The organism is Alcanivorax hongdengensis A-11-3 (assembly GCF_000300995.1).
GTDB classification, from domain to species: Bacteria; Pseudomonadota; Gammaproteobacteria; order Pseudomonadales; family Alcanivoracaceae; genus Alcanivorax; species Alcanivorax hongdengensis.
The window spans coordinates 89,261-102,608 of the sequence record NZ_AMRJ01000007.1 but is presented as its reverse complement, the minus strand read 5'-3'; the positions used below and the strand labels follow the sequence as shown (position 1 = coordinate 102,608).

Annotated in this window: 9 protein-coding genes and 1 tRNA gene; 6 read left to right on the top strand and 4 right to left on the bottom strand. The window is 58.8% G+C overall.

Going from position 1 to position 13,348, the window contains the following annotated elements; genetic code table 11:
* The 6 genes from A11A3_RS06720 (at window position 1) to A11A3_RS06695 (ending at window position 8,250) form a co-directional block, all read left to right on the top strand.
* Entirely contained in the window at window positions 1-1,800 is a 1,800-nt protein-coding gene (locus A11A3_RS06720) for an extracellular solute-binding protein (protein WP_008928520.1), read from the top strand.
* Between the two features lie 9 nt (window positions 1,801-1,809).
* On the top strand, window positions 1,810-3,648 hold the full coding sequence (locus A11A3_RS06715; protein WP_008928519.1) for an extracellular solute-binding protein: 1,839 nt from the start codon (window positions 1,810-1,812) through the stop codon (window positions 3,646-3,648).
* On the top strand, window positions 3,645-4,727 hold the full coding sequence (locus A11A3_RS06710; RefSeq protein WP_008928518.1) for a microcin C ABC transporter permease YejB: 1,083 nt from the start codon (window positions 3,645-3,647) through the stop codon (window positions 4,725-4,727). Before A11A3_RS06715 ends, A11A3_RS06710 begins: the two co-directional genes overlap by 4 nt.
* On the top strand, window positions 4,727-5,755 hold the full coding sequence (locus tag A11A3_RS06705; RefSeq protein ID WP_008928517.1) for an ABC transporter permease: 1,029 nt from the start codon (window positions 4,727-4,729) through the stop codon (window positions 5,753-5,755). Before A11A3_RS06710 ends, A11A3_RS06705 begins: the two co-directional genes overlap by 1 nt.
* Window positions 5,752-7,344, top strand: a complete 1,593-nt coding sequence (locus A11A3_RS06700) for an ABC transporter ATP-binding protein (RefSeq protein WP_008928516.1) — start codon at window positions 5,752-5,754, stop codon at window positions 7,342-7,344. Before A11A3_RS06705 ends, A11A3_RS06700 begins: the two co-directional genes overlap by 4 nt.
* 102 nt (window positions 7,345-7,446) lie before the next feature.
* On the top strand, window positions 7,447-8,250 hold the full coding sequence (locus tag A11A3_RS06695) for an enoyl-ACP reductase FabI (protein WP_008928515.1): 804 nt from the start codon (window positions 7,447-7,449) through the stop codon (window positions 8,248-8,250).
* A gap of 77 nt (window positions 8,251-8,327) precedes the next feature.
* Here A11A3_RS06695 and A11A3_RS06690 read toward each other — a convergent pair whose 3' ends face one another.
* From A11A3_RS06690 to lon, 4 genes are all read right to left on the bottom strand, one after another.
* Window positions 8,328-10,271, bottom strand: coding sequence for a SurA N-terminal domain-containing protein (locus A11A3_RS06690; RefSeq protein WP_008928514.1), 1,944 nt, complete (start codon window positions 10,269-10,271; stop codon window positions 8,328-8,330).
* A gap of 110 nt (window positions 10,272-10,381) precedes the next feature.
* Window positions 10,382-10,458 (bottom strand) — tRNA-Asp (locus tag A11A3_RS06685).
* 10 nt (window positions 10,459-10,468) lie between these two features.
* Entirely contained in the window at window positions 10,469-10,741 is a 273-nt protein-coding gene (hbs, locus tag A11A3_RS06680; RefSeq protein ID WP_008928513.1) for a non-specific DNA-binding protein Hbs, read from the bottom strand.
* A gap of 183 nt (window positions 10,742-10,924) precedes the next feature.
* Window positions 10,925-13,321 (bottom strand): endopeptidase La, encoded by a 2,397-nt coding sequence (lon, locus tag A11A3_RS06675; protein ID WP_040296831.1) that lies wholly within the window; start codon window positions 13,319-13,321, stop codon window positions 10,925-10,927.
* Window positions 13,322-13,348: the final 27 nt, after the last annotated feature.

Genomic DNA, 13,348 nt, shown 5'->3' with positions numbered 1-13,348 from the left:
GTGCTGGTGCTGATGACCAGCATGGCGGTCTACGCCGATATCCACCGCAGCCACGGCTACCATCCCTTCGGGGAACTGCATTATCCCGCCGACTTTCGCCACTTCGATTACGTCAATCCCGATGCCCCCAAGGGCGGCACGCTGCGCCTGTTTGCCCAGGGCACCTTTGACAGCCTCAATCCCTACATTCTCAAGGGCATCGGCACCAACAAGGTCCCGGGCCTGCAGATGTATACCTTCACCGACATGGCCGATAGCCTGATGATGGGCGCCCAGGACAACAATCCACTGGGGGATGAAGCTGGCGCCGCCTACGGGCTGATCGCCGACTGGATCGAATACCCGGATGATCGCAGCTGGTGCACGTTTCATATTCGCCAGCAGGCGCGCTTCCACGATGGTCACCCAATCCGTGCCGACGACGTGGTCTACACCGTCAACCTGCTGCGTGAACAGGGCGACCCGGAATACGCGCTCAAGCTGTCGGATGTGCAAAAAGTGGAAGCACTGGATCCCCAACGGGTGAAATTCACCTTCAGCCGACCGGGGCGGGACCTGCCCCTGGTGGTCGGCGCCCTGCCGATTCTGCCGCGGCACTATTGGCAAAAGCATGACTTTAGCAGCGCCGACCTGACGCCTCCGCTGTCCAGCGGCCCCTACCGGGTGGCCCGCGTGGAGGCAGGTAAAAAGCTGGTACTGGAACGGGTCCGGGATTACTGGGCCAGGGATCTGCCGGTCAACAAGGGGCGCTACAATTTCGACCGGGTGGAATTCCAGTTCTACCGGGATGCGGATGTGGGCTTCGAAGCCTTCAAGACCGGCGCCTATGACGTCAATTACGATTACAGCTCCAAGCACTGGAAAACCGCCTACGACTTTCCGGCCATGCGCGATGGACGGGTGAAGCGCGCGGAAATTCCCCATCAGATGCCGCGCCCCACCCAGGCCTTTTTCTTCAACACTCGTCGCCCGCCCTTTGATGATTTGCGGGTGCGCAAGGCCATGAACCTACTGTTCGATTTTGAATGGACCAACAAACAACTGTTCAGTGGAGCCTATACCCGCACCGGGAGCTGGTTTGTCAACAGCCGCTACCGCGCCCCCGCCCTGCCCAGCGAGGCGGAAAGGCAACTGCTGGCACCCTTGAAGAGCGAGCTACCCGCGGACCTGCTGAGTGCGGACATATCCCAGCCGGTCAACGATGGCAGCGGCCAGATTCGTGACCGTCTACGTCAGGCGCTGGTACTGCTTCGCGAGGCCGGCTGGCACCTTAAGGACCAGACACTGGTCAATGCCCAGGGGCAGCCGCTGCGCTTTACCGTGCTCAATTATCACAACCCGGGCATCTACCGCATCCTGGCGCCCTGGTTCCGCAATATGAAACGTTTGGGCATCGAGGCCGAATACCGGGAGGTGGACCCCTCTGCCTACAAGCAACGCCTGGATCATTTCGACTATGACATGGTGCTTTTTGTACTACCCATGCGCGCCTACCCCGGGCCAGAGCTCAATGATTATTTCGGTTCCGGCAGCGCCAAGATTACCGGCAGTCATAACCTGGCCGGTATCAATGACCCGGCGGTGGACGCCCTGATCCACACGGCCCTGAGCACCGACAATGAACAAACCTATGTGGCGGCCCTTCAGGCACTGGACCGTCTGTTGCGATACCAGCACTATGGCGTACTCAATTACTACATCAGCTACCATCGCCTGGCCTGGTGGGATAAATTCGGGCGCCCGCCGGAACCTTTGCCCTACGCGCTGGGTCTGGACACCTGGTGGATGAAAAAACAATAAGGAGCATGCATGCAGGCCGTTTGTCACCCCAAGACAGCGCTGTCCCACCCGTTTCACTGGCTGACACTGCTGGCGCTTTGCCTGCTGGCCGCCATGCCTGCTACCACGCTGGCTGCGGTCCACAAGAGTCATGCCATTGCCATGTATGGGCAACCCAAGTACCCGGCCGGCTTTGACCACTTCGACTTCGTCAACCCGGCGGCGCCCAAGGGCGGCAGCTTGCGTCGCCATCTCATCGGCACCTTCGACTCGCTCAACCCCTTTATCCCCAAGGGTGACGTAGCCGCCGGCATCGGTGCCTATGTGTACGAAAGCCTGACCATTCGCAGCGATGACGAGCCTTTCACCCAATACGGATTGCTGGCCCAGAGCATGGAGTGGCCGGATGATCGCAGCTGGATTCGCTTCCACCTGAACCCGGCCGCCACCTTTTCCGACGGCAAACCGGTTACCGCCAGCGACGTGGCCTGGACCTTCCAGACCCTGATGAACAAGGGGGCGCCGTTTTATAGTTACTACTATCACAGCGTGGATCATGTGGAGGTCAACGATACCCATACCGTGACCTTCCACCTCAAGCCCGGCGACAATCGTGAACTGATTCTGATCATCGGTCAGCTACCGGTGCTTCCCGAGCATTACTGGAAAGACAGGGACTTCGCCAAGACCGGCTTGGATGCGCCGGTGGGCTCCGGGCCCTATGCCGTCAGCAAGGTGGAACCCGGCAAGCGCATCGTTTTCAAACGTCGTCAGGATTACTGGGGCAAGGACCTGGCCGTCAACAAGGGGCGCTATAATTTCGATACGGTCAGCTTCGACTATTATCTGGATGACACCGTGGCCCTGCAGGCCTTCAAGCGCGGCGATTATGACTGGCGCTCGGAAATGACGGCCAAGAAATGGGCTACCGCCTACCAGGGCAAGCCCTTCGACGATGGCACTCTGGTGAAGGAAGAAATCCATCACCAGAATCCCGCGGGCATGCAGGGGCTGGCCTACAACCTGCGTCGGCCCATATTTCAGTCCCGCGTGCTGCGTGAGGCACTGGCCTACGCGCTCGATTTTGAATGGACCAACGCCAACCTGTTCTACGGGCAGTACAAACGCACCCGCAGCTACTTCCAGAATTCCGAAATGGCGGCCACCGGCCTGCCCTCCAAAGCAGAACTGAAACTGCTGACCCCCTTCCGTGACCAGCTTCCCGAGCGAGTTTTCACGGAAAGTTATCAGCCGCCGAAAAGCGATGGTTCCGGCCGCCCCCGTGCCAACCTTCGTCACGCCCAGGTTATGCTCAAGGAGGCCGGTTACAGCATTCGTGACAATCAGCTCTACACTCCGGACGGCAAGCCGGTGCGCTTCGAGATCATGACATCTTTACCAGATTTTGACCGCATCGTTCAGCCCTTCACTCGCAACCTCAAGGCACTGGGCGTGGATGCCAGAGTCGTTCGCGTGGACAGCAGTCAGTACCTGCAGCGTTACCGCAATTTCAATTTCGACATGGTGATTGCCTCTTTCCCGCAATCCACCTCGCCGGGCAACGAACAGCGTGAATTCTGGGGCAGCAAGGCCGCGGAGGTGACCGGCAGTCGCAACATCATCGGCATCCAGAATCCAGCCGTGGACGCGCTGGTCGATGACATTATCAGCGCCACGACCCGTGGGCAGCTGGTCACCGCCTGCCGCGCCCTGGACCGCGTACTGCAATGGAATTTCTACGTGATTCCCAACTGGTATGTGGACCGTTACCGTGTCGCGTACCAGTCGCGGCTCAAGCATCCCGCCCTGGGCGCCTATGTCAGCCTGGATGCCGCCATTGATACCTGGTGGGACAGCAGCGCTCAATGAAACGGGTTTATATCACCAAGCGGCTGTTGCTGATTATTCCCACCCTGTTCGGCATCATGCTGCTCAACTTCATGGTCGTGCAGGCGGCGCCTGGCGGGCCGGTGGAGCGCACCCTGGCCAAGCTCCAGGGCGTGGATACCGGGGGGGCAGGCAGCAGCTTTGCCGGTGGCAGTGCCGAGATGGTCAACACCGACAGCCACTATCGAGGGTCCCGGGGTCTGCCGCCGGAACTGGTGGAGCGTATCGAAAAGTTCTACGGCTTCGACAAGCCGGCGCCGGAGCGCTTCTGGCTGATGATCAAGAATTACCTGCATTTCGACTTCGGCGAGTCCTACTACAAGGACCGCTCGGTGACCGAGCTGATCATCGAGCGTTTGCCGGTGTCTATTTCCCTGGGGCTGTGGAGCACCCTGATCAGTTACCTGATCTCCATTCCGCTGGGCATTCGCAAGGCCATCACCAACGGCAGTCATTTTGATGTCTGGAGCAGTGCCGCCATTGTCATCGGTTATGCCGTGCCCAGCTTTCTGTTTGCCATTTTGCTGGTGGTATTGTTTGCCGGCGGTTCTTATTTTGACTGGTTCCCGCTGCGGGGCCTGACCTCGGACAATTTCCAGCAACTGGGCTTCTTTGCCCGCATGGGCGACTATCTCTGGCATATCACCCTGCCCACCCTGGCCATCGTGGTTGGCAGTTTCGCTACCCTGACCATGCTGACCAAGAATTCCTTCATGGATGAAATCAGCAAACAGTATGTGCAAACCGCCCGGGCCAAGGGGCTGGCAGAAAAGCAGGTGCTTTACCGCCATGTATTCCGCAACGCCATGCTGATCATCATTGCCGGCTTCCCCGCCGCTTTTGTCAGCATCTTTTTTACCGGTGTCCTGCTGATCGAATATATCTTTTCGCTGGACGGGCTCGGCCTGCTGGGCTTTGAGTCGGCCATCAACCGTGATTACCCAGTGGTGTTTGGCACGCTCTTCATCTTCACCCTGATCGGTATGCTGTTGAAGCTGGTCTCCGATCTGACCTACATGTGGGTGGACCCGCGTATCGACTTTGAGCGGAGGCAGAGCTGATGGCCTTTCGCAACCCGGTGTGGGAACGCCAGTGGCAGGTCTTCAAGCGTAACCGCCGGGGCTACTGGTCCCTGTGGATTTTCCTGCTGCTGTTTGTCCTCAGCCTGGGCGCTGAATTGATCGCCAACGACAAGCCGCTACTGGTGCGTTATGACGGCCATTTCTATTTCCCGGTGGTGGTCGAGTACCCGGAAACCGCCTTTGGCGGCTTTTTCGAATCCGAGGCCAATTACCGAGATCCGGTGGTCAAAGACCTGATCAATGGCAAGGGCTGGATGATCTGGCCGCCCATCCATTACAGCTATAACACCATTAATTACGACCTTCAGGTGCCAGCCCCGGCCCCGCCCTCCGCCGACAACTGGCTGGGCACGGATGATCAGGGCCGGGATGTGCTCGCCGGGCTGATCTATGGCTTTCGCATCTCTGTTCTGTTTGGCCTGATACTGACCATTCTGGCCAGCGCCATCGGCATCATCGTGGGCGCCGTACAGGGTTACTACGGCGGCTGGCTGGATCTGGCCGGCCAGCGCTTTCTGGAGGTCTGGTCGAGCATGCCGATCCTGTACCTGATTATTGTGCTGTCCAGCTTCGTGGTGCCCGGTTTCTGGAGTCTGTTGCTGATTCTGCTGCTGTTTTCCTGGATGACCCTGGTGGACCTGGTGCGCGCGGAATTTCTGCGTGGCCGCAATATGGATTATGTGCGCTCGGCCCAGGCACTGGGCGTGCGCACTCCGGTGATCATGTTTCGCCATATGCTGCCCAATGCCATGGTTGCCACCCTGACGTTTCTGCCCTTCATTCTCAATGGTGCCGTGGTGACACTGACATCACTGGACTTCATCGGCTTCGGCATGCCCACCGATGCCCCCTCCCTGGGGCGCCTGCTTGGCCAGGGCAAGGCCAACCTGCAGGCTCCCTGGCTGGGTATCAGTGCCTTCATCACCCTGACCATATTGTTGTCCTTGCTGGTGTTTATCGGCGAGGCCGTGCGCGACGCCTTCGATACCAGGAAGTTTCTGAAATGAGTTTGCTGCGCATACGCAACCTGGGCATCCACTTTGGCGACCAGCGCGCCGTTGACGGGCTGGATCTGGATGTGGAAGCCGGACGCATGCTGGCCCTGGTGGGCGAATCCGGCTCCGGCAAGTCGCTCACCGCGCTGTCCGTGCTTAACCTGCTGCCGGATGCTGCCCACTGGCAGGCCGACGAGCTGGTGCTTGATGGGCAGAGCCTGCTCGGTCTCAAGGACCGGGAACAGCGCCGCCTGCGCGGCGGCAAGGTGGGCATGATTTTCCAGGAGCCTCTCACCGCACTGAATCCGCTGCATAACGTGGAAAAGCAGATCAGCGAAAGCCTGTTTATCCACCAGGGCCTCAGCCGCAGTGCCGCCCGGCAACGCTGCATGGAATTGCTCACCCAGGTGGAACTGCCCGCCACTGAGGACATGCTCAGACGCTATCCCCATCAGCTCAGCGGCGGCCAGCGCCAGCGTGTCATGATCGCCATGGCGCTGGCCAACAACCCCCGCCTGCTGATTGCCGATGAGCCGACCACGGCGCTGGATGTGACGGTGCAGGAAACCATTCTCACCCTGATCAAGCGCCTACAGAAGGAACTGAACCTGTCGGTGCTGCTGATCAGCCATGATCTGGGGGTCGTCAGTCGCTTTGCCGAGGATCTGCTGGTCATGCATAACGGCCGCAAGGTCGAGGCCGGTCCAACACATCGGGTACTCTCTGCGCCACAGGACGCCTACACCCGCCATCTGCTGGCCTCCGAACCCAGTGGACGGGCCGATCCGCTACCTGAAAACGCCCCGGTGCTGCTGAACGCCTCAGGCATCCACGTCAGTTTCAAGGGTCAACGCCCGTCCCTGTTTCGCCCTGCCCCGGCCTTTCATGCCGTGGACGGTGTCGATCTGCAACTGCGTCAGGGTGAAACCCTGGGCATTGTGGGTGAATCCGGCTCCGGCAAATCCACCCTGGCCCTGGCCCTGCTGAGGTTGATCGGCAGTGACGGTCGCATCCTCTTCGATGGCACGGACCTGCGCGCCCTGAAACGAAGTGAATTACGACAGTGGCGTCGCCATATCCAGGTGGTTTTCCAGGACCCTTATGGCAGCCTCAACCCGCGCATGACCGTCGGCCAGATCATCACCGAGGGCATGTCCCTGCATTTCCCTGACATTGATCGCCAGCAGCGCGATACGCGACTGTGTCAGCTGCTTGAGGAAGTGGGTCTGTCAGCGGACAGCCGTCACCGCTACCCCCATGAGTTTTCCGGCGGCCAGCGCCAGCGCATTGCCATTGCCCGTGCGCTGATTCTGGAGCCTCGCCTGCTGATTCTCGATGAACCGACCTCGGCGCTGGATCGCAGCGTGCAGCATCAGATTCTCGAGTTACTGAAAAAACTCCAGGCCAGACATGGGCTTAGCTATCTGTTCATCAGCCATGACCTGAAAGTGATTCGCGCCATCTGTCACCGGGTGCTGGTCATGCGTGCTGGCCGTATCGTGGAACAGGGCAACACGTCCACGCTATTTGATGCGCCGCAGCAACCCTATACCCGCACCCTGCTCCATGCGGCTTTTGCCGGCGACACATTACCGCGCTGACAGAGAAACACGCCGTTGCATTTTGCGTGCCCGGGACGGTACGCGAGCCGGCCTGAATTACCTATACTGGGCACACCTGAAAAGACCGACCGAGGGAACAACATGGGATTTCTCGCAGGCAAGCGATACCTGGTGGTAGGCATCGCCAGCGATCGCTCCATCGCCACCGGCATTGCCGAAGCCATGCACCGAGAAGGTGCCGAACTGGCCTTCACCTACCAGAATGACAAACTGAAAAGCCGCGTGGTCAAGGCCGCCGAGCGCTATGGTAGCAGCGAAGCCTTGTGCTTCCCCTGTGATGTGGCTTCCGATGAGGAAATCGAACAGGTGTTTGTCGCCCTGGGCAAACAGTGGGATGGCCTGGACGGCATCATTCACGCCGTGGGCTTTGCCCCGGCCAACGAGCTGGACGGCAACTTCGTTGACGTGGCCACCCGTGACGGCTTCAGAATTGCCCACGATATTTCCAGCTATAGCTTCGTGGCCCTGGCCAAGGCCGGCCGCGCCATGATGGCCGGCCGCAACGGTTCTCTGCTCACGCTCACCTACCACGCCGCCCGCCAGACCGTCCCCAATTACAATGTCATGGGCATGGCCAAGGCAAGCCTGGAGGCTTCCGTACGCTACCTTGCCTCCAGCATGGGCCCGGAAGGCATCCGTGTTAATGGCATCTCTGCCGGCCCCATTCGCACCCTGGCAGCGTCCGGTATCAAGAAATTCCGCACCATGCTGGACTACAATGCCGCCAAGGCGCCCCTGCGTCGCAATGTAACCATCGAGGAAGTCGGCAATGCCGCCGCCTTCCTGTGCTCGGACCTGGCCTCCGGCATCACCGGCGAAATCACCTATGTGGATGCCGGCGCCAGTACCGTTTCCATGCCGTTCGAAGAAGACATGATCGGCTAGGCCTCCAGCCAACCGGTAATAGCCGCCCACAAAAAAGCCCACCATCTGGTGGGCTTTTTTGTGGCATGAAGCGGGCCCTACTGCTGCCCGGCCTCATCCGCGGTGGTCGATAAGCGTTTGGGATAAAGGGTGATGTCGCCCTCATCACGAAGCATCGCCACAATTTGGCGGAAACCGCGCTGCCCTTCCACGTTGGCCAATTGCGACAAAGCGGCATTACGCTGCTCGTCGGTCAGGCCATCCACATTACCGTCGGTCACCGAAGTCAGCTGGAAAGCGACCACGGACCCATCATCCAGATGAGTGAAGCTGATACCGGAGGTGTCACCCTGCTGGGGACGTGGCGTGGCAAAGACATCGTTAACCACTTTCATGTCCGGCTCGTCGCCGCCACGCTGCAGGCCATCCTGCTCCTCGACCTTGGCCTTGAACAGTGCGGCCACCTTGGCCAGATCCGCACCATCGGCAACCAGTTTGTCAGCCTGCTCGGCCAGCTCGGCGGCCTTGGCTTGTGCTTTTTCGCCCTTCAACCGCTGGCGGATATCATCCGCCACAGTCGCCAGGGGGAGCGGTTCAGCCGGTTTTTCCTTGGCTACGCGCACGGCCACGTAATGCTGCGGACCGATTTCGAGCAGGTCGCTGTTACGGCCCTGCTGGCGCACGTCGTCACTGTTGAGCGCTTCCTGAATCTTGTCGTTGTCCAGCGGCGCCGGCAGATTGGCCAGGTCGGTCCAGTCAGTGGTTTTCACCTTCAGGCCCAGGTTTTCCGCCGGCGAGGCCAGGTCCGAATGCTCATACAGCAGGTCTTCAAGCTGCGTCATGTCATCGTTCATGCGCGCATCAATACGGGCCTTTTTCAGGTCCGCACGGATCTGGCCAGACATTTCCGCAAAGCTGGGAATTACCGCCTTGGCGTTACTGGCACTTTCCACCTTGAGAATGTGGATGCCCGCTTCTGACTCGACCGGCTGAGAAACCTGGCCGGCTTTCAGAGACGCCACTGCCTGTTCCAGCGATTCCGGCAACGCCCCCTTGGAGAGCACACCCAGATCACCGCCCTGCTTGGCAGTGGACAGGTCATCAGAGTAGGTTTTGGCCGCCTCGGCGAAACTGGTTCCCCCGGCAAGTGCCTTTTCCACTTCCTGCGCACGGGCCTTGGCCTGATCCATGTCCCGGTCACCGCCCACGGCGATCAGAATATGTGCCACCCGCTTTTCGGTGCCGGCACCGGCCTGTTCCATGGTGCGTTTACGGGCTTCATATTCCTTTTTCACTTCCGCATCGGACACACTGATGTCCTTGGCGTAGTGATCCGCCGTCAGTTCAATGTAGGCAAGACGGAACTGCTCGGGCTTCATGAAATCGCTCTGGTTGGCCTTGAAGAAAGCCGCCACATCATCATCACTGATGGTGAAGTGGTCACGCAGGCTGTTCACATCCAGCTTGGCAAAGCGAATATCACGCTTTTGCTCGCCAAGGCGGCGCTGTTCGTCCAGCTCGGATGGCAGAGCGAAGTCACTCAGCACGAAACCGGTACGGTACTGCTGGGCGATCATTTCTTCTTTCAGCCCTTTGACGTAGCTTCTGGGAGTCATGCCATTGCTGCGCAGCACACGTTCGAACTGTTGCTCGGAGAATTTGCCGTCCTGCTGGAACATGGGCGAGCTGTAAAGACCGTTGGAAACCTGCTGGTCGCTGTAGATCATGCCCGCATCATTGGCGGCCGCCTGGATCAACTGCTCGTTGACGATGCCCTCGAGCACCATTTCCGGGCGCACGAAGGAGTCCAGCATGGCCGGGCTGATGTTCGGGCTTCTCTGACGCAGCATGTTGCGCACACGTTCAACACGGGCATTCACATAACTGCGGGTAATCTTAGCGCCTTCCACTTCCGCCACCACGTTACCGCTGCTGCTACTGGTGAAGTAGCCATAAAAGCCGGATACGACGAAAGGAAGGATAATGGCGGCAAGCAGGACCTTGCCCACGGGACCGCGGACAAACCGTCTGAACTCCTGCATGGTTAACTCCGTAGGGATACTCAGTAATCAATCTTGTTATTGGAACAGGGGGTTGAGGACCGGTTCCTTAAAACGCAAAAAAGCGTACCCGTCAGGATACGCTTTCAAACTGGCGGAGCGGACGGGACTCGAACCCGCGACCCCCGGCGTGACAGGCCGGTATTCTAACCAGCTGAACTACCGCTCCCGCAAACAGTTTAGTTCACCGCATCTTTCAGGGCTTTACCGGCTTTGAAGCCCGGCACCTTGGCAGCGGCGATCTGGATGGTCTGGCCAGTCTGCGGGTTACGGCCTTCACGGGCAGCACGCTCTTTCACAGCGAAAGTACCGAAACCTACCAGAGAAACGCTGTCGCCTTTTTTCAGAGCGCCAGTTACCGCTTCCAAAGTTGCGTCCAAAGCACGGCCAGCGTCGGCTTTGGAAATATCTGCCGCAGCGGCAATCGCATCAATCAACTCGGACTTATTCACAAAATTCCCCTTTCTATTTTCCCGGTTTTTGGTCGAGGCGCGATGCACTCTCCTTATGACGAAGCCGCCTTTATACCAACGGGTATCAGGGGCGTCAAGAAAGGAGAAGTGCAATCTTGCCCGGTGCTTGAAAAACGAAAAACTTTACAGATCAATAATTTAAAAAGGTTTAAATTCGACCTGTTAATGTGTATTGGGACGTTTGTCCTCTTCCACATTTTTACCTTCCGCCAGGGCCAGGTCTTCTTCGAGCTCGGCATCACTGAGCGGGTCAGGTTGGTGTGTCAGGGCCACTTCCAGCACCTGATCAATCCATTTTACCGGCTTGATGTCCAGCGAAGATTTAATGTTTTCCGGGATTTCTTTCAAATCCCGTTCATTTTCTTCCGGAATCAGCACGGTTTTGATGCCACCACGGTGGGCGGCCAGCAATTTTTCCTTGAGGCCACCGATCGGCAGCACCTGTCCACGCAGGGTAATTTCGCCGGTCATGGCCACGTCCGCACGGACCGGGCTACCGGTCAGTACCGACACCATGGCGGTGCACATGCCAATCCCCGCACTGGGGCCGTCCTTGGGTGTGGCGCCCTCGGGCACATGCATGTGCAGGTCGCTTCGTTCGAGCAGACGGCGGCGAATACCCAGGCTGGCTGCCCGGCTTTTCACCACGGTCCAGGCCGCCTGGATCGACTCCTGCATCACATCACCCAGCGAGCCGGTGGAAATCACACGCCCCTTGCCCGGTGTAGAGACACTTTCGATGGTCAGCAGTTCACCACCCACGGACGTCCAGGCAAGGCCGGTCACCTGACCGATCTGGTCTTTCTCTTCGGCACGGCCATAGCTGAACTTGCGTACGCCCAGGTAGTGCTCCACGGAGGCTTCATCCAGCACCACCGGCGAAGTGTCATCGGCCAGCAGGTGCTCCTTGACCACCTTGCGGCAAACCTTGCTGATTTCACGCTCCAGGCCACGGACCCCCGCTTCCCGGGTGTAGTGACGGACCACGTGTCGCATGACCTGATCATTGAAGACCAGCTCTCCGTCCTTGAGACCGTTGTTCTTGATCTGTTTGGGTACCAGGTATTGCAGGGCGATATTGACCTTCTCGTCTTCGGTGTAGCCCGGCAGACGAATCACTTCCATGCGGTCCAGCAGCGGTGCCGGAATATTCATGGAGTTGGATGTGCAGACAAACAGGGTTTCGGACAGGTTGAAATCCACTTCCAGGTAATGATCGCTGAAGGTGTCATTCTGTTCCGGGTCAAGCACTTCCAGCAGCGCTGATGCCGGGTCACCGCGATTGTCCATGCCCATCTTGTCCACTTCATCGAACAGGAACAGCGGGTTACGAACTTCCACCTTGGCCAGTTTCTGGATGATCTTGCCCGGCAGGGAGCCGATATAAGTCCGGCGGTGGCCGCGAATTTCCGCCTCATCACGGACGCCGCCCAGCGCCATTCGCACAAACTTGCGATTGGTGGCCTTGGCAATGGACTGCCCCAGAGAGGTCTTGCCCACGCCCGGCGGGCCTACCAGACACAATACCGGCCCCTTGACCTTGCCGACCCGGCTTTGCACGGCGAGAAACTCGAGAATGCGGTCTTTGACCTCTTCCAGACCGTAGTGATCCTGGTCCAGCACGTCACGGGCATAGGCCAGGTCATGGCGAATACGGCTGCGCTTCTTCCATGGCACCGAGGTCATCCAGTCCAGGTAGCTGCGCACCACGGTGGCCTCGGCGGACATGGGGGACATCATCTTGAGCTTGTTCAGCTCGCCAAGGGATTTGTCCTTGGCATCCTTGGGCATGCCGGAGCCGTTGATTTTCTTTTCCAGCTCATCGAGATCGTTACCACTTTCGTCCAGATCACCCAGTTCTTTCTGGATGGCCTTCATCTGTTCGTTGAGGTAATACTCGCGCTGGCTTTTCTCCATCTGCTTTTTCACCCGGCCACGGATGCGCTTTTCCACTTTCAGCACATCAATGTCGGATTCCATCAGCGCAATCAGGTGTTCGACCCGCTCCTGCACTTCCACCATTTCCAGTACATCCTGCTTCTCTTCCAGCTTGAGCTGCAGGTGGGCGGCAATGGTATCGGCCAGTCGGCTCGGATCATCAATGGAGGACACGGAACCGGTGACTTCCGGTGCCACTTTCTTGGACAGTTTGACGTAGTCCTCGAACTGGGACTGCAGCGACTTGCGAAGCGCATCCTGCTGGCTTTCGTCCGGCAGCTCTTCGTTGAGCTCGCGCACATCCGCCACCGCCCCCTGATCGCCGAATTCGGCCTTGATCACATGGGCACGCTGGCTGCCTTCGACCAGCACCTTAACGGTGCCGTCGGGCAGTTTCAGCATCTGCAGGATGGTGGAAACGGTGCCCACGCGATAGATGTCGTCGACACCCGGATCGTCGTCGGAGGCATTGCGCTGCGCCACCAGCATGATCTGCTTGTCCGCTGCCATTGCCGCTTCCAGAGCGGCAATGGATTTTTCCCGGCCAACAAACAGCGGGATCACCATATGCGGATACACCACTACATCACGGAGTGGTAAAAGCGGGATATCTTTCAGCACGGTTGCCTCTATATCTGGTCGGTGGCG

What these genes read in the sequence shown, in the direction of transcription:
- A11A3_RS06715 (WP_008928519.1), top strand. Translation starts at nt 1,810, where the DNA reads ATGCAGGCCGTTTGTCACCCCAAGACAGCGCTGTCCCACCCGTTTCAC.
- A11A3_RS06695 (WP_008928515.1), top strand. Translation starts at nt 7,447, where the DNA reads ATGGGATTTCTCGCAGGCAAGCGATACCTGGTGGTAGGCATCGCCAGC.
- A11A3_RS06690 (WP_008928514.1), bottom strand. Translation starts at nt 10,271, where the DNA reads ATGCAGGAGTTCAGACGGTTTGTCCGCGGTCCCGTGGGCAAGGTCCTG.
- A11A3_RS06700 (WP_008928516.1), top strand. Translation starts at nt 5,752, where the DNA reads ATGAGTTTGCTGCGCATACGCAACCTGGGCATCCACTTTGGCGACCAG.
- A11A3_RS06705 (WP_008928517.1), top strand. Translation starts at nt 4,727, where the DNA reads ATGGCCTTTCGCAACCCGGTGTGGGAACGCCAGTGGCAGGTCTTCAAG.
- A11A3_RS06710 (WP_008928518.1), top strand. Translation starts at nt 3,645, where the DNA reads ATGAAACGGGTTTATATCACCAAGCGGCTGTTGCTGATTATTCCCACC.